This is a genomic window from Rhodococcus sp. ARC_M12, assembly GCF_022810385.1.
In the GTDB taxonomy this organism is placed as follows: Bacteria; Actinomycetota; Actinomycetes; order Mycobacteriales; family Mycobacteriaceae; genus Rhodococcoides; species Rhodococcoides navarretei.
Genome location: NZ_JALGQI010000022.1, coordinates 21,059 through 36,580, shown reverse-complemented (window position 1 = coordinate 36,580; position 15,522 = coordinate 21,059). Strand labels below are relative to the sequence as shown.

The following is a 15,522-nucleotide window of genomic DNA, read 5'->3' as shown; positions in this document are numbered from 1 at the left end:
TTCTCGCCTCTCAGGAAACTCATGTTGACAAGACCGTGCATCAGAGTAACGCTTGCCGGGCGACCTGGTCGACCCGTCACCCCACTTCGGAAGGAATTCTCGATGAACCCGAGCAATCCCGAGCACCCACCGATCGGTCCGGTCGACGCCACCAAGGTCCCCCGCTTCGCCGAGCCGACCACCTTCGCCCGGCTGCCCCGACTCGACCAGGTGTCTCGGGCCGACGTGACCGTCCTCGGTGTCCCGTTCGATTCCGGCGTCAGCTACCGCCCCGGCGCACGTTTCGGCCCGGGTCACATCCGAGCGGCCTCGAAACTGTTGCGGCCGTACAACCCTGCGCTGAAGGTGTCGCCCTTCGCCCGTCAACAAGTCGCGGACTTCGGCGACATCGGGGTCAATCCCTTCGACATCACCGAGGCTCTGAACACGGTGCACGACGCGGTGACCGACCTGCGCGCCGACGGCTCGTCGGTTCTCACCCTCGGCGGTGACCACACCATCGCACTGCCGATCCTGCGGTCGCTCGCGCGTGATCACGGGCCGATAGCGGTCTTGCACTTCGATGCCCACCTCGATACCTGGGACACGTACTTCGGTGCTCCCTACACTCACGGCACCCCGTTCCGACGAGCCAGCGAAGAAGGTCTGATCGATCTGGAACGCTCACAGCACATCGGCATTCGCGGCCCGCTCTACAGCGAGCAGGATCTCGAGGACGATCGGGTGCTCGGCTTCCAGGTGATTCGCTCCGACGATTACGAGGTCGACGGGGTGGCCAGCATCGTCGAGAGGATGCGCAGACGACTCGACGGCGGTCCGGTCTACGTCTCGGTCGACATCGACGTTCTCGACCCGGCGCACGCGCCCGGTACCGGCACGCCCGAGGCCGGTGGCATGACGTCCCGGGAGTTGCTCAACACCTTGCGCGGACTGGTCGGCCTGAACGTGGTCGGTGCCGACATCGTCGAGGTCGCACCCGCGTACGACCACGCCGAAATCACCGGCATCGCCGCGGCTCACGTGGCCTACGAACTGCTCTCGGTGCTGGCCCTCAACCGATAAACCGTCACCGACGCGGCAGCACCAGGATCGGCACCGGCGAATGACGGATGATCTTGGTGGCCCGCGACCCGAGGAACACCCGAGCGATCGGCCCCAGCGGCCCGGACGATCCGATGGTCAGCACCTCACCGTCCTGCCACTGCACTTCGTCGAGGGCCTCGCGCCAACTGCCTGCCGAGGCCAACTCCGTCGTGACCTGGTCCGCCGGGAGTCCCACCGCGACAGCGTCGTCCACCGCAGCGGTCAGCGCCGCACTCAGCCCTCGGGCGAGTTCGGCGGCAACGTCGTCCTCGGCGCGCAGTCCGATCTCGGGCGGGTACATCGTCGCCCCGCGAACGACGAACGAGGCCAAGCGCAGTGGAATGCCCGCAGCCCGAGCCAGTTCCGCGGTGGGTCCCACCACGCGCGAGGCCTCGCTGTCACCGGAGAAGGCGCAGGTGATCCGCGTCAGAGTGGCGCGTTCGCGCATGCGGTAGCCGCGCGGAGCGAGGGCAACCGTCACCGGGGACGAGTGCAGCAGCTTGTCTGCGGTCGACCCGACGACCACCTGTCCGAGAGCGCCGTCGCCCGAGGAGCCGAGCACCAGAACCGAGGCCGAGATGCTCTCGGCCGCTTCGGTCAACGCCGTCGACACCGATCGGTGTGCCAAGCGATGGAACGATGCGGTGATGTCGGGAGCCCGGTCCTCCAGGTAGTGCCGCGCCTTCGCCTCCGATTCGGCTGCCGTCGCCGCCGCCCAATCCGCGAATTCGGCATCCACCCGTGCCATCGACGGCGTCGACCACGGCTTGGGCACCACCGTCGCCACATCGATGTCGCCGCCCGACGACCGAGCGAGTTGGGCACCGAGATCGAGAGCACCGACACTGCCTTTTCCCGGCGCGAAGGCGATCAGAACGCTCATTCCGCGTCCTTTCCAACCGATCGGAGCGCCGAATGATGCCGACCCCACAGGAAATAGAACGCGAGAACCACGGCGAGCCAGAGGCCGAACCAGAACCACGTGGTCCACCGCAGACCGGACAGGATGTACACGCACGCGGCGATCGACAACACCGGAGTCACCGGATAGCCCGGCACCTTGAACGGACGCTCCAGGTCCGGCATCGTCCGACGAAGCACGATCACCCCGATCGCCACGACGATGAACGCGACGAGGGTACCGATCGACACCAGATCGGCCAGCTTGTCGAGCGGAATGAACGCAGCGAGAATCGAGATGATCACCGCGACCACGATCGTGTTGTTGACCGGGGTGTGCGTGCGCGGACTGACTTTGGCAAACGCTTTCGGCAACATGCCGTCTCGGCCCATGGCGAACAGAATGCGAGTCTGCCCGTACATCGTCACCAGGGTCACCGAGAAGATCGAGATGACCGCACCTGCGGCCAGAATCGTTGCCGGCCAGGCCTGCCCGGTTACGTTCCGCAGGATCTCCGCCAGCCCGGCTTCCTCCTGGCCGGCGAAGTCGGTCCAGGGCTGAGTTCCCAGGGCGGCCACGGCCACCACGAGATAGAACACGATGACGACGATCAGCGCCGCGATGATGGCGCGCGGCATGGTCTTCTGCGGATCTTTCACCTCGTCGCCCGCGGTGGACACCGCGTCGAGTCCGATGAACGAGAAGAAGATCGTGCCGGCGGCCGCCGTCACCCCTGCTGCGCCCAACGGCATGAAGTCCGAGAAGTTGCCGGAGTCGAAGGCGGTGAATCCGACGATCGCGAACAGGGCCAACACACCGAGTTTGATGACGACCATGACTGCGTTGACGGCCGCCGACTCGCTCGCACCGCGAATGAGCAGAACGGCGCACAGCACGATCAGTACGACTGCAGGCAAATTCATGATGCCGGGATCGGAGTCACCCGGCGCAGCGGACAGCGCGTGCGGGATCGTGAACCCGAACAGGTTGTTCAACAGCTCGTTGAGGTACCCGCTCCACCCGACGGCGACGGCAGCACTGGACACTCCGTACTCGAGCAACAGGCAGGCCGCGACGCCCATCGCGACCACCTCGCCCATCGTCACGTAGGCATAGGAGTAGGTCGAGCCCGAAACCGGTACCGCCGATGCCATTTCGGCGTAACAGATAGCCGCGAGACCGGCCGCGATACCCGCGGCCAGGAACGAGAGCACCACTGCGGGACCGGCTTCGGGAACCGCGAGCGACAGTACGAAGAAGATGCCGGTTCCGATGGTCGCACCGACGCCGAACATCGTCAGCTGAAAGGTGCCGATGGTTCGTTGCAAGCCCCCGGTCTGCTGCTCTGCATCCACGATCGGTTTCTTGCGAAGCAACTGCGACCGCAGACTCGCTGCAGGCCTGTTCGACGAGGTCATGGCCGACACTCCCAACGTGGATACGAACTGTGCGGATCGGGTGATTGTGCTCCCGGATACCGGCTCTTGCACGTCGAACACGCCGCGCAATCGGAAGACGCGGACAGCGATCCGTTTCACCACCGACGCCGCGATGCCTACCATTGACCTTCAGTCGGATGGGAGACACGAGAACAGATGGCCACACAGCGGGATGCGCTACCGCTCGACTCGGTCGCTGCCCGGGCCGCTGCCGATGCCGGCGGGCTCGACGTGGCACTCCTGGGCAGCTTCCTCGACGTCCTCACCGACGCCGTGGACGCGGGTGTCCCACTGAGCCGGGCACAGCTGCGCGAGTTTCGCTCGCAGGGGGACGCCGCGGCGCGCGCGGGCGTTGCCCTGCGCGCGTTGCTCGACCTGTACCTGACCTCCGCGTGGCGGCTGTGGCGCGAGCTGCCCGCGGTGGTCGCAGCCGCCGACGACCCGGCCGGGGTCGTCACGGCGGGCGAGGTGATGCTGCGCGCCGTCGACGACGCGGTGGCCGAACTGGCCGAAGGATTTCAGCTCGCCCGCAGAACTCTCGTCAGAGCCGAGGTTCTGGCACGCCGCGAATTCGTCGACGATCTGCTCTCGGGCACCTCCGACGTCGCCGGGGTGCTCGGGCGAGCGCAGACGTTCGGGCTCGATCTGTCGAGTCCGCACGTCGTAGCGGTGGTGACGTCGTCCAAGCCGTTCACCGACGCCAGTTCTGCCATCGGCCTCGTCGAGCGCAGCGTGCAGGGCAGCAAGGGCGACGCGGAATTGCTCGTCGCCACCAAGCAGGGCCGGTTGATCCTGGTGTTCCCGGCTCCCGATCTCGAGGCCGTCGACCATGTACTGACCCGGGTGGGGCGCGTCCTCACCACGTCGTCGGCACCGGTCTCGAGGGAATCGGTCGATCTTCGGCGCAGAGGAGAATACGGCCGGACTCAGATCGGGGTCGGCCGTGCCCGCAGCGGTGCGGTCGGTGTGGCGGCGTCGTACCGGGAAGCGCTCGATGCCCTCGATCTGGCGTCCTCGCTCGGACTGGACGCGCCCGTGGTCGATGCTCGGGATCTGCTCGTCTATCGCGTTCTGATCAGCGATCGCGCGGCGATCGCCGATCTGGTCGACACGTTGCTGACGCCGTTGCTGGGCGCGCGAGGCGGAGCGGGTCCATTGCTGGAAACCTTGCAGGCGTACTTCGACACGGGCGCAAACACCGCGTCGACTGCACGCCGCATGCACCTGTCGGTGCGGGCCGTCACCTACAGATTGTCCCGAATCAAGGATTTGACCGGGCAGAATGTGGGCAACCCGGTCGAGGCGTTCGCCCTGCACACAGCGGTGCTCGGGGCGAAGCTGCTCGACTGGCCCGAGGTTCGTTCGTCCTCGTGACACATCGGGGCCGCCGAGGTTGCCGTAACCCGGCAACGAAATCGGTCGAAACGTGTCCGCAAAACGACCATGCCTGCAGGAAAGCGAACAGTCACACTGGAGTAGTTGCGGAATGACCCGAAGTTTTCCGCCGAGGCCCGAACGCACGGCCGGAACACCGGTAAGACGAAGACAGACGAGAACGAAAAGGAGCGTGTGACAGATGGCGTCGTTGACACAGAAGTTGACATCGTTCGCTCGCAGCCCACAGGGCAAGAAGATGATCGACCAGGCGCGTCGGTACGCGACCAAGCCCGAGAATCAGGCGAAGTTGAAGCAACTCGGCAGCAAATTCACGAGTAGAGGTGGCCGTTCATGAACGTCGTCCCGTGGTGGGCATGGGCGGCATTCGGTGCCGTCGTCCTCATCCTGTTGGCCATCGACCTGCTGGCGCACCGCGGTGCCCACATCATCGGTTTCAAGGAAGCCGCATGGTGGAGCGCACTGTGGGTCGGCGTGGCCATCATCTTCGGCATCGTGGTGTTCTTCACCTTGGGAACCACGGCGGGAGTCGAATACACGACGGCCTGGTTGCTCGAGAAGAGTCTGTCCGTCGACAATCTGTTCGTCTTCGCACTGATCTTCGGTTACTTCAAGGTTCCCCGTGAGTATCAGCACCGCGTGCTGTTCTTCGGTGTGATCGGTGCCCTGGTCTTCCGCGCGATCTTCCTGGCTGCAGGTGTGGCCATCGTCAGCAAGTTCGCTGCCGTTCTGTTCGTCTTCGCGGCCATCCTGCTCTACAGCGCCTACAAGCTGATGAAGGACGAGGAGGAGTCGTACGACCCGGGCAACTCGATCGCGGTTCGTTTGCTGCGCAAGATCATCCCGGTCCAAGACGAGTACTCCGGTACCAAGTTCTTCGTCAAGGAAGCCGGCAAGCGGGTGGCCACGCCACTTCTCGCCGTCGTGGTCGCAATCGAAGCCGCCGACCTGGTGTTCGCCGTCGACAGCGTTCCCGCCGTCCTCGCCGTGACCGACGACCCGTTCATCGTCTACTCCTCGAACGCGTTCGCCATCCTCGGCCTTCGCGCGCTGTACTTCCTGCTCGCAGGGTTGCTCGAGAAGTTCCACTACCTGTCCAAGGGACTGGCGATCATCCTCGCCTTCATCGGCGTCAAGCTGATCCTCCAGGCCGGACACAAGGTGATCAGCACGTCGATCCCCGAGATCCCCTCGCTGGTCAGCCTGGTGGTCATCATCGTGGTCCTGGCAGGCTCGATCATCCTGAGCCTGAAGAATCCTCCGGAGGAGGACAGTGCGGACGTGATCGCCGAAGTCGCTGCCGACAGCCCGATCGTCGAGCCGACGGACGGAACCTCCTCGGCCGGCACCTCGACGACCGGAACGTCGGGCACGGATTCAACGCGACTCGACAAGTCCTAGCCGCTCACCACTCGTGCCCCGCCGAATTCGATTCGGCGGGGCATGTTTGTGTTCCGGGGGGATGGGGCAAACCATGCACATGGCTGAAAAGAACTCGTACACCGTTCCCGGACTCACCTCGGAAGTGGGCGCGCGCGTCGCCGCGATCCTTCAGGATCGACTGAACGCCTACAACGATCTTCATCTGACTCTCAAGCACATTCACTGGAATGTCGTCGGACCCAACTTCATCTCGGTTCACGAGATGCTCGATCCTCAGGTCGAAGCGGTTCGCGGTTTCGCGGACGACGTCGCCGAGCGCATCGCGACCCTCGGCTCCTCGGCAAAGGGCACACCGGGCACCATCGTCTCCGAGCGCAGCTGGGACGACTACTCGATCGGTCGCGCGACGGCCATCGAGCACCTCGGAGCACTCGACCTCGTCTACACCGGAGTCATCGAGACCACTCGCAAGAACATCGAAGAGGTCGGCGAGATCGACCCCGTCACCGAGGACATGCTCATCGGACAGAGTGCGCAGCTCGAACTCTTCCACTGGTTCGTGCGGGCACACCTGGAGAACTCGGGCGGCCAGCTCTCCACCGCGAACGCATCCAGTGAGGTCGACGCCGCGCAAAAGGCAGGCTAGAGACTCACCGCAAAGCACCGATCTCGCCGTTCGCCGGCGAGATCGGTGCTTTTCTTTGTCCGATCGGCGTCAGTCGGCCGGTCTCGCCTCGTGCCCGCTGCGTCCGTGGGTCCGACGCCGTTCCTTCATCTCGGCCTCGAATACGTGGCGACGCCCATCCATCAGCTCGTCTCGCACCGCCCGGTCATGTTCGCGAAGCGGACCCCAATAGCCGTCGTCGAATTCCTCGACGAGCTGAAACGTCCAGCGTCCCGGCGCGATGTTGCGGCCGATCATGTCCGCGTCGATACGCTGCGAGATCGTGGCGTGGCCGGCATCGGCGAGCGCGTCCACAGCCTCTCCCAACAGCAGGTCGGAGTGCCCCATCAATTGATGAAACGAATAGAGGTGGCCCCGGGCACGCTCGACGCATTCGAGTGCCTCGGACAGTTTCCCCGCCGCAGCAACGGTCGCGTCGTCCACACCACTCGGGCGCCGATGCTCGGGCGACTGCATGTCTGGGGCGGACGGGTTGTCGGTCTCTGAATCCATGGGTCCCGGTTACCCGGATCACGTCGGCACAATCCGCACGGTCCACCCATGATTACTGTGTCCGATCGCGGGTATAGCTCTCGGGCACGGAACGAACAATCGATTTCGAGGAGTTCACATGGCTGATTTCATCGACAAGGCAAAGCACAAGGCAGAAGAGCTCGTGGGCGAAGCCAAGGAAAAGATCGGCCACAAGACCGACAACGACGATCTTGCTGCCGAGGGCGCAACGGATCAGGCGTCGGGCAAGACCAAGCAGGTCGGCGACGACGTCTCGGACGCCGCAGGCAACATCAAGGACAAGTTCACGAACTGATCTTCCGAATCGGAAGCATCCGAACCCCGCACCCCGGCCCACAGGCCGTCGAGGGTGCGGGGTTCGTCGTTGTCGGTTCCCGGCCGAACGGTCAGACCGATGGATTCGGCAGAGGCATCGGGCGGCCGAACATCCAGCCCTGACCGAGCGTTGCTCCCAAGGCCGTTGCACGACGCAGATGCCTGGTGGTTTCGATTCCCTCGGCCAACAGAACTGCGTCGCTGGACCGGACGTAGTCGCGCACCTGCCTCATCGCGGCGCGCGACCGATACGGTGACCGGACGATCGACGCGTCGAGTTTGACGATGTCCGGCGCGACCGAAGCCAACAGATGCAACGTCGCAGGCGTCGCACCGACGTCGTCCATGGCTACCGCCATTCCGCGGGCCCGCGCTCCTCGAACCAGCGCCATCAACATCGGAACGTTTCGGTCGAGATCTCTCTCGGTGATTTCGAGGACGACGTCCAGATCGTCGCCGATCGCATCGAGGTGGGTGTCGACATCGCGTTCGTCGACGAAGCACCCCGGCTCGATGTTGAGAAAGAAGCGAACCCGACGCGAGTACGAGCGCTCGCGCGCCGCCCGGAGCGCCGCCGCCCGGCACGCGACGTCGACGCGACCCACCATGCCGCGTTCTCGAGCGAGAGCGAACACGTCTTCGGGTAGAGCGAGGCTCGGCGAGGGCCACCTCGCCAGGGCCTCGTATCCGACGACTGTTCCTGTGGACAGTTCGACGACCGGCTGGAACATCGCAGCCACGGACTCCACCGAATCGAGCGCCGCCGATGCTGCGAGCACCGCGCCGTCCGACACGGTCACAGTGATCGCTCGCCCACCGGAACACGACGTGCCTCCAGGCGGTCGGCGATCAAGGCAGCATGCAACCGTCTGAGCCCGGACGGCTTCATCGGATCGAGCCCGGTGAGCTGTTCGACTCGCTTCAAGCGGTAGTCGACGGTGTTGGGGTGCACCGTCAGCCAGGTGGCCGTTTTCTTTCGGTTGGAATCCGAGTCGACGAACGCTTGCAGCGTGGGCAACAGATCGACCGAGTCGCGGAGCGGATCGATCAGTGTCACAAGGTGTTTGCGGCCCAGACCCGGCCTGCTCACCTGGTACTCGAACACCAGATCCGAAATCTCGTAGGTCCCGGGGGCGTACCGCAGCCGGCGTACGAGGCTCAGAAGTTCGTACAGGTGAGGCGCAGTCGAGGCGACGTCGTCGATGGAGGCCGATCCGGTTGTCGCAGTCACTGCAACCTCACCCGCTTCGGCGAGTCGACCGACGAGGTCACCGACGTCGACACCGGGGACGTCGGGCAGCAGCACGGTTCCGCCGGTGGGGCTGAGGGACGCGATGGGAGTGCAGGCCGCGTCGACCGTTGCCAGCGCAGCGTGGATCCTGCGGAGCTTTCGCGCTGCCATCATCGTGGCGTCGATTCGGCGTCCGCCTTCCTCTGCGTGAGCCGGGAAGTGCAGAGCGACAACGTGATAGTCCTCGGCGAGCAGCGCTCCCATGCGATCGGCGATCTTACGAGCGGTCCCGTCTCCGGTCAGCAGCGCGTCGAGCAGTTCCGCATCGTGCCGGGGACCGCTCTGAGTCAACGTTCGGAACTCCGCCAGATATGCATCGGAGACGGCCTCGGTCAGGACGTCCAACAGTTCCATGACCAGGACGGCCCCGTCGACCGAACGTGGTGCAGTGCGCACCCCCGACACACAACCGTCGCTGATCGCGTGCTGGATGCGTCCGAGCGGCACACCGTCGCGAGCCCATCGCGTGGCGGCATCGCGAAATACGTCCAACGCACCGGGTGTCGGCAGTCGACCCGACTCGATCACCCCTGTTGCCAATTGGCAACAGGTCGTTGCCATGTCGTCGAGTTCACCGCGGGCGCACTCGCGCGGCGGTGGCGTGTCCTCGGGTTCGCCGATGTACTGATCCAACATCCGCGCGGCAGTCTCCCGCGGCGTCCGCAGACGGTCGGAGGCACGCCGCCCGTTGACGTATTCCTCCTGCGGCACGTGCACGCTCCCTGTTGCCGTCACCCCGACCCCACCCCCCGAATTCGACAGCTACTTCTGGTCTGTTGTCGAGTCGGACCGATCTCTCGCACACCGTGCACGGTCTCGACGTTCGACACCCACATCCACACCGATCGGCACCGGAGTGAACGTGGTCATCGAACAATAGAACAAAAATAAAACCTTGGGATTGTTTTGGTCAACATATCCGGCACTTCATCCTGATTCGGCCGGGCCTGCGTCACTTGTGACGCTCCCTCACCGATGACGTGTCGGTTACGGGCAGATTCCAAACGCCCGATCGGAGCCCACAATCGGCCGAAATTGCCGCCTACTGTTCCGCCTTGTCCAACAACCTTCGTCGAAAGTCAGCCTTCATGACCACTTCTCGGTCCACCTTCCGCGCAACGCGGAAGGCCACCACGGTGCGCGCTGCAGTGATCGCGGCAATGGCGTGCTCGCTTGCCCTCGGTTCCGGTGTTGCAGCCCACGCTCAGCCCACGACCGCGCCCGCCCCGCCCGCCACCGTGCAGGGCGACGACGTCATCCCGCCCGCACCGACCGAGGCGTCACCCAAGGCCGCAGACCAGGGCATCGTTCCCCCGAGTATCGATTCCGCAGCTCCTGCGACCAGCACCTACGATCCACAGGCCGAGACGAAGGGGTACGGCCCGGCATTCACGAACTTCCTCGCTGGCTTCCTGTACAGCGTCGTCAATCCGAACGTGGCACCGCAGGGTGCCAACGACTGGAACTGCAAGCCGTCCGCTGCGCATCCGCGGCCGGTCGTGCTGCTGCACGGCACCTGGGAGAACGCGTTCAACAACTTCGCGCGTATGTCGCCTGCCTTGAAGAAGGAAGGGTACTGCGTCTTCGCACTGAACTACGGTGACACCGATTCGAGTGCCGTCGGTCAGATCAAGTCACTGCGCGGCACGGACTCCGTTGCCTCGAGCGCCAAGGAGATCGCTACCTACATCGACGCAGTGCGGGCCGCTACCGGCTCCGCTCAGGTCGACATCGTCGGTCACTCGCAGGGTGGCCTCGTCACCCGCCAGTACCTGCGTTTCGAGGGCGGCGCCAACCCGGCCGATCCCACCAAGAACAAGGTGAACACCGTCGTCAGCGTCGCCGGCTCGAACCACGGCACGACTCTCGTCGGAATCGGCACTCTGGGTCGCACCATCAACAACCTGGGCCTGAACGTGCTGGGCGTCGTCGGTGCCATCGCGGGCCCCGCGGCCTCGGACCAGGTCATCGACTCTCCACTGGTCAAGGGACTGGCTGTGGGCGGTGACACCGACCCCGGCATCAAATACACCGTGATCGGCACCAAGTACGACGAGGTCGTCACCCCGTACAAGACGACGTTCCTCACCGCGGGTCCCGGTGCCACGGTCAACAACGTCACCCTGCAGGACGGCTGCGGAATCGATCTGTCCGATCACCTGTCGATTTCGGTCTCGCTACGCGCGATCGGCATCGTGAAGAATGCACTGGATCCGAAGGGCTTCCCCACGAAGTCGATCCCGTGTGCGTACAACTCACCCATCACCGGCGGATAGCCATCGGTAGGGCTCAACCCCCGATGAGGGCGATCGGCCGTCGACGCCGATCGCCCTCATTGCCGTCGATCCACGCTCGTCGGACGCGAGCGACGAAGCTCGGTGCCGTCGAACTCCACGAGTCCGCGCGCGGCGAAGGCATCCAGCCAACCGATCATGGGCCACCGGCCCCATCGATCGTAGAACGTGCGTGCATTGGCGACGATGTCGTCGAGATGTTCCACCGGAGGATCGGAGACGGGGTGGAACTGGTGATACGCGTGCGCCCCGCCGACCCACCGCAACCCCATGCCCGACGCCTCCGCGGTGGCCGCGAAATCGGTGTCCTCACCGCCGTAGCCGGTGTAGTCCTCGCAGAAGCCACCGAGTTCGAGCCAATTCGCCGCACCGATCGCGAAGGACAGGGACCAGAACAGGTCGAAGTTGTCTCCGCGCTCCACGGTGTTCGCCGGCGGGTCGGGCCGCGCTCGGTGCGGCGCAGTCAGCAACGTCAGCGTCTCACCCTCGGCGCCGAGGTCCTTCTCTTTCAGGTACGTCACCGGGCCGCAGAGCAGCACACGCTCGTTGTCGGGCAACGTTGCCGCGCACCGGTATCTCTCGATCATCTCCGGGCCGGGGATGCAGTCCACATCGAGGAACACCAGCAACTCCCCACCACGATCCAGTGCCGCGGCCGCGCCCAGGTTGCGGGCCCGAGCCAACGGCAACGGGTGCTGCTGGGGCATCTCGATGCACGTTGCCGTCGAACCCGAGCGAGCGAGCACATCGACGATCGCGGTGTCGCCCATCGAGACGACGATGTGCTCGACCGGTCCCCCGGTCGAGTCGTTCAGACCGCGCACCTGCGCGGCCAAGTGTGCGTGGCGACCCGACACCACGGTGACGACGACGATCTTCACTGTCGCACCGTTCGAGGTGCGGCCTGCTCGATCGCCCGGGCGGCGCGGGCGGGAGCGCCGTCGGTGCGCAGGGCGGACCAGCGTCGTCCACCGAGCTCGAGGGCGCGGTCCGCCGCCGCGTGCCATCGCGCGACGGACGGCCATGTATCGAGCACTTCTGCCACCGCACCGTCGGCCAGGGCCCGTCCGGTGGCCGACTGCTCGTCGAAGGGTCGAGCCTGCGGCACCACGATGGCGGGCGCGCCGGACGCGGCGACGTCGGCGATGGCATTCTGCCCGGCGTGCGTGACGACGAGTGCTGCCGAGCACAACACCGGCCAGACGTCGTCCACCCAGTCGCCGCCTGCGACGCCGAGTGCGCGGAACCGGAAGCGAGGATCCACCGCCGACCACGAGTCCACCAGATCGTCGGTCAGCGACGTACCACCGGCAGCACCCAGCACCACCACGGTGGGGTCGGCGTTTCCCGCGGTTCGCTCACGTCCGGCGAATCGACTGATCGAGCCCGCGTAGGTGGTCTTCTCGCTGTAGGGATGCAGCCAGGCCGGGTCGTAGACCTGCTGCGACCACGGCGCGACGATGCGCGTTGCCGACCGGTACGCGAGGCTGTGGACCGGATCCGCCCTCTCTCCCGGCACCGCCATCACGACGACGCGAACTCCCATGAGCCGCAGGAACATCGCCACTTCCACCGAAACGTCGACCACCACCGCCCGCGGGCGCTCGCGAGCCACCCACTCCGCGATGATCGCCATCCGTTCGGTCAGTCCGTCCACGTCGTGCGGAGCCCAGTGCAGTACACCTCCAGCGGAAGGATCCGCTGGAGAAGCATTGTCCGAGTCCTCGTCGACATCGAGAGGCAGAGTGATCCACTCGGCCGCCGCATGCCCTGCCGGTCGAGACCGCGAGGACAGCACTGTCATCGGCTCGGCCATCGACCGAGCGATGGCGTCGGAGCGCGTGATGTGGCCGACCCCGTGGTGGTGCGCGTAGTAGCCGATCATGCGATCGCGAGCCGATCCTCGATCGGGTCGGCAGCGGCGGCCAATGTGGAGCGGTATAGCGCCTCGTACTCGTCCACCATGCGGTGCATGGAGCACACCTTCTCCGCCCGCGCACGAACGTCGGATCTCTTCAGCGCCGCCGCCTCGGGAATCGCTGCGGCCAGCCCGTGTACGTCGTCGGCCGCAACCAGCACTCCCGACGAGGCATCGACGATCTCCGGAATCCCACCCCTGGCGAACGCAGCGACGGGAGTCCCGCACGCCAGTGCTTCCGCCACCACCAGGCCGTACGGCTCGGACCAGACCGGTGAGACGAGCGCTACCTCGGCACCGGCCACCAACGCCGCAAGCGCGGGCTGATCGAGGTGCCCGACATAACGGATGTTCTCGTCGAGCATCGGCTCGACGAACTCGTGAAAGTAGTCGAGATTGCTCAGCGGTCCGGCGATACGCAGCGAACGTCCTGCTTCCTTCGCAGCCGCGATGGCCAGGTGCAGTCCTTTCTCCGGAACGACCCGACCCGACCACACCACGTAGTCGCCGCCGACACCGAACGGCCACTCCTCCAACGAAATTCCGTTGCGAACCACGACTGTTCCGGTGGTGACATCCGCCCATTGCGAGGCAGCGAATTCACTGACCGCGGCAAACGTATTGGCACCGGGCGGGGCCAACGCGACGGCGGACTCGAGCCACGCGAACGGCGGTGTGTGCAGTGTCGTCACCATCGGCACGGACAGCGTCGACGACATGGCGAGCGGCAGATAGTGCAGGCTGTGGTTGTGCACGATGTCGAAGGACCGAGACATCGTCCCGGCGAGCTCCATCATCACCGCCAGATACGCATGATGCTCGCGGATCGCGGTGGGAGTGATCGCGACGTCCGCGATCGAAATCGGCGTCAGGTCCAACGTTCGCACCGGTAGCAGCGTCGCATCCAGATCGACACTCGACCCGTCCGCAGCGAACAGACTCACCTGATGCCCGCGCTCGGTGAGTGCCCGCACCAGGTTGTAGACATGTGCCTCCAGACCGCCCGCGAAAGGCTGTGCCACCGGAAAACTCGATGACGCCAGCACCGCGATGCGAAGTGGCTTCTCGTTCAACGCATCTCCTTGATCACTGCTCGATAGATCTCTGCATGGGTTTCTGCAATTCGTTGCCGCTGTTGGGCTCTGGTGCCGGAGTCGACGGCCGGAGTGCGATCTGCGTGCGATGCGCGCAGTGCAGCGACGAGGGTGGCGGGATCGAACGAGTCGACCCCCATTCGGAAGCTGTGTACCCGAGCCTGGTCCGCGTAGTATCCGCAGTCCGACGCAACAACGGCCGTTCCGAGATCGCGGCAGGCCTCCAGCCAGCCGGAATGCGTTCCGAAGCGATACGGAAGCACCGACACATCGATCGCCGACAGGTAGTCCCACAGCGCGTCGTCGTCGAACCGTCCGTGCACGCGTACGTCCACGTCGGGAAAGCTGGTGTAGTCCAGCAACTTCGCGCCGATGGTGGGGTTGTACCAGTGGCTGGAGTGTTCGAAGACGTCCTCGTCGATGTCCAACCGGACGGTTGCGTCGGGTAGCGAACGTGCGGCCTCGACGACCGCATCCATCACGGCCAACGGGTCCATGTTGGACCGCAGGTTCTTGGCGTGGACACCGATGACGAACGACTCCGACGGCGGGCGCGGGCGATCCATTCGATCGAGGGGCACGACATGCGGATGTCCCACCACCGTGGATCGAACGCCCCACCGATCGTGGATCCAGGCGGCCGCACCCGAAGTCAGGGTGATCACGGCATCGGCTGCCCGCACGAGTACGTCGAGTTGCCTCAGATGCTGCACGTTGTCCGTGAAATGAGGGTTGTGCAGATCGTGGACCGTCAGTACCAAGGGCAGGCGGCGGCCGTGCAGATGGTCGACGGTGCGCGTGAGTTCCTCCGGCGCGAAGGACTCGAATCCGAAATGCACGTGCAGAACATCGAAGTGCACGTCGGTCTGTTCGGCGAGCCACCGGGCATCGAGCAGTCGGGGTGGCCACCACTGCCCGGGTACGTCGACCCGGACGGGTGCTGGATCAGGAAGCAGCTGCACCGATCCGGCGGACAGCGGCTCGCGCTCGGAGCCGGAGCGGACGGGTAGGAGGTGTTGGACGTAGGCATGCGAGGACGGAACCGATGCGACGCGAATCATGAATTCCTTCGGGTACGGGCAGGACGATCGTGCCTGGTCCCGACACGCGATACGTGGCCTGTACCCACTTGTGCCGGGGTTCAATCGGGGTTGGCGCAGCAGGTTCACCGGGTCTACGTTGACGAGTGAACGGTCCACCATCAACACGCA

16 protein-coding genes are annotated in these 15,522 nt (G+C 65.2%); 7 read left to right on the top strand and 9 right to left on the bottom strand.

From position 1 onward, the window contains the following. Positions 1–102 precede the first annotated feature (102 nt). Positions 103–1,062, top strand: coding sequence for an agmatinase (speB, locus tag MTX35_RS23435; RefSeq protein WP_243597223.1), 960 nt, complete (start codon positions 103–105; stop codon positions 1,060–1,062). Positions 1,063–1,066: 4 nt separating this feature from the next. On the opposite strand, the gene MTX35_RS23430 is transcribed toward speB, so the two are convergent. Together MTX35_RS23430 and MTX35_RS23425 are read right to left on the bottom strand one after the other, a co-directional pair. Then, complete coding sequence (locus tag MTX35_RS23430; protein ID WP_243597222.1) at positions 1,067–1,966, bottom strand: universal stress protein; 900 nt, start codon at positions 1,964–1,966, stop codon at positions 1,067–1,069. Further along, entirely contained in the window at positions 1,963–3,402 is a 1,440-nt protein-coding gene (locus tag MTX35_RS23425) for an amino acid permease (RefSeq protein WP_243597221.1), read from the bottom strand. The genes MTX35_RS23430 and MTX35_RS23425 overlap by 4 nt, the downstream gene beginning before the upstream one ends. 177 nt (positions 3,403–3,579) lie before the next feature. Here MTX35_RS23425 and MTX35_RS23420 point away from each other — a divergent pair, with 177 nt between their 5' ends. From MTX35_RS23420 to MTX35_RS23405, 4 genes are all read left to right on the top strand, one after another. Further along, a complete protein-coding gene (locus MTX35_RS23420; RefSeq protein WP_243597220.1) occupies positions 3,580–4,797 on the top strand; it encodes a CdaR family transcriptional regulator in 1,218 nt (405 codons plus the stop codon). Between the two features lie 202 nt (positions 4,798–4,999). Beyond that, positions 5,000–5,155, top strand: a complete 156-nt coding sequence (locus MTX35_RS23415; RefSeq protein WP_183130214.1) for a hypothetical protein — start codon at positions 5,000–5,002, stop codon at positions 5,153–5,155. Next, a complete protein-coding gene (locus MTX35_RS23410; protein WP_243597219.1) occupies positions 5,152–6,219 on the top strand; it encodes a TerC family protein in 1,068 nt (355 codons plus the stop codon). Before MTX35_RS23415 ends, MTX35_RS23410 begins: the two co-directional genes overlap by 4 nt. A 79-nt stretch (positions 6,220–6,298) precedes the next feature. Beyond that, entirely contained in the window at positions 6,299–6,847 is a 549-nt protein-coding gene (locus MTX35_RS23405) for a Dps family protein (protein ID WP_243597218.1), read from the top strand. Positions 6,848–6,916: 69 nt separating this feature from the next. On the opposite strand, the gene MTX35_RS23400 is transcribed toward MTX35_RS23405, so the two are convergent. After that, a complete protein-coding gene (locus MTX35_RS23400; protein WP_243597217.1) occupies positions 6,917–7,378 on the bottom strand; it encodes a hypothetical protein in 462 nt (153 codons plus the stop codon). A 118-nt stretch (positions 7,379–7,496) separates the two neighbouring features. On the opposite strand from MTX35_RS23400, the gene MTX35_RS23395 reads away from it, so the two are divergent. Beyond that, a complete protein-coding gene (locus MTX35_RS23395; protein WP_243597216.1) occupies positions 7,497–7,694 on the top strand; it encodes a CsbD family protein in 198 nt (65 codons plus the stop codon). Positions 7,695–7,785: 91 nt separating this feature from the next. On the opposite strand, the gene MTX35_RS23390 is transcribed toward MTX35_RS23395, so the two are convergent. Both MTX35_RS23390 and MTX35_RS26135 read right to left on the bottom strand, forming a co-directional pair. Next, positions 7,786–8,514, bottom strand: a complete 729-nt coding sequence (locus MTX35_RS23390; protein ID WP_243597215.1) for an EAL domain-containing protein — start codon at positions 8,512–8,514, stop codon at positions 7,786–7,788. Beyond that, a complete protein-coding gene (locus MTX35_RS26135; protein ID WP_243597214.1) occupies positions 8,511–9,716 on the bottom strand; it encodes a CdaR family transcriptional regulator in 1,206 nt (401 codons plus the stop codon). The genes MTX35_RS23390 and MTX35_RS26135 overlap by 4 nt, the downstream gene beginning before the upstream one ends. A gap of 377 nt (positions 9,717–10,093) precedes the next feature. Between MTX35_RS26135 and MTX35_RS23380 the strand changes: the two genes are divergently transcribed. Further along, complete coding sequence (locus MTX35_RS23380) at positions 10,094–11,281, top strand: triacylglycerol lipase (RefSeq protein ID WP_243597213.1); 1,188 nt, start codon at positions 10,094–10,096, stop codon at positions 11,279–11,281. A gap of 56 nt (positions 11,282–11,337) precedes the next feature. Here MTX35_RS23380 and MTX35_RS23375 read toward each other — a convergent pair whose 3' ends face one another. From MTX35_RS23375 to MTX35_RS23360, 4 genes are read right to left on the bottom strand one after another with little or no spacing between them, the layout of a single operon-like run. Then, positions 11,338–12,180: a glycosyltransferase family 2 protein gene (locus MTX35_RS23375; RefSeq protein ID WP_243597212.1), complete on the bottom strand. Its 843-nt coding sequence runs from the start codon at positions 12,178–12,180 to the stop codon at positions 11,338–11,340. Beyond that, positions 12,177–13,184: a glycosyltransferase gene (locus MTX35_RS23370; protein WP_243597211.1), complete on the bottom strand. Its 1,008-nt coding sequence runs from the start codon at positions 13,182–13,184 to the stop codon at positions 12,177–12,179. Before MTX35_RS23370 ends, MTX35_RS23375 begins: the two co-directional genes overlap by 4 nt. Beyond that, positions 13,181–14,290: a glycosyltransferase gene (locus tag MTX35_RS23365; RefSeq protein WP_243597210.1), complete on the bottom strand. Its 1,110-nt coding sequence runs from the start codon at positions 14,288–14,290 to the stop codon at positions 13,181–13,183. Before MTX35_RS23365 ends, MTX35_RS23370 begins: the two co-directional genes overlap by 4 nt. Further along, positions 14,287–15,372 (bottom strand): glycosyltransferase, encoded by a 1,086-nt coding sequence (locus tag MTX35_RS23360; RefSeq protein ID WP_243597209.1) that lies wholly within the window; start codon positions 15,370–15,372, stop codon positions 14,287–14,289. The genes MTX35_RS23365 and MTX35_RS23360 overlap by 4 nt, the downstream gene beginning before the upstream one ends. Positions 15,373–15,522 lie beyond the last annotated feature (150 nt).

Excerpts from the sequence above, each read along its gene's own strand:
- speB (WP_243597223.1), top strand. The coding sequence starts at position 103 with ATGAACCCGAGCAATCCCGAGCACCCACCGATCGGTCCGGTCGACGCC.
- MTX35_RS23430 (WP_243597222.1), bottom strand. The coding sequence starts at position 1,966 with ATGAGCGTTCTGATCGCCTTCGCGCCGGGAAAAGGCAGTGTCGGTGCT.
- MTX35_RS23425 (WP_243597221.1), bottom strand. The coding sequence starts at position 3,402 with ATGACCTCGTCGAACAGGCCTGCAGCGAGTCTGCGGTCGCAGTTGCTT.
- MTX35_RS23420 (WP_243597220.1), top strand. The coding sequence starts at position 3,580 with ATGGCCACACAGCGGGATGCGCTACCGCTCGACTCGGTCGCTGCCCGG.
- MTX35_RS23415 (WP_183130214.1), top strand. The coding sequence starts at position 5,000 with ATGGCGTCGTTGACACAGAAGTTGACATCGTTCGCTCGCAGCCCACAG.
- MTX35_RS23410 (WP_243597219.1), top strand. The coding sequence starts at position 5,152 with ATGAACGTCGTCCCGTGGTGGGCATGGGCGGCATTCGGTGCCGTCGTC.
- MTX35_RS23405 (WP_243597218.1), top strand. The coding sequence starts at position 6,299 with ATGGCTGAAAAGAACTCGTACACCGTTCCCGGACTCACCTCGGAAGTG.
- MTX35_RS23400 (WP_243597217.1), bottom strand. The coding sequence starts at position 7,378 with ATGGATTCAGAGACCGACAACCCGTCCGCCCCAGACATGCAGTCGCCC.
- MTX35_RS23395 (WP_243597216.1), top strand. The coding sequence starts at position 7,497 with ATGGCTGATTTCATCGACAAGGCAAAGCACAAGGCAGAAGAGCTCGTG.
- MTX35_RS23380 (WP_243597213.1), top strand. The coding sequence starts at position 10,094 with ATGACCACTTCTCGGTCCACCTTCCGCGCAACGCGGAAGGCCACCACG.
- MTX35_RS23370 (WP_243597211.1), bottom strand. The coding sequence starts at position 13,184 with ATGATCGGCTACTACGCGCACCACCACGGGGTCGGCCACATCACGCGC.
- MTX35_RS23360 (WP_243597209.1), bottom strand. The coding sequence starts at position 15,372 with ATGATTCGCGTCGCATCGGTTCCGTCCTCGCATGCCTACGTCCAACAC.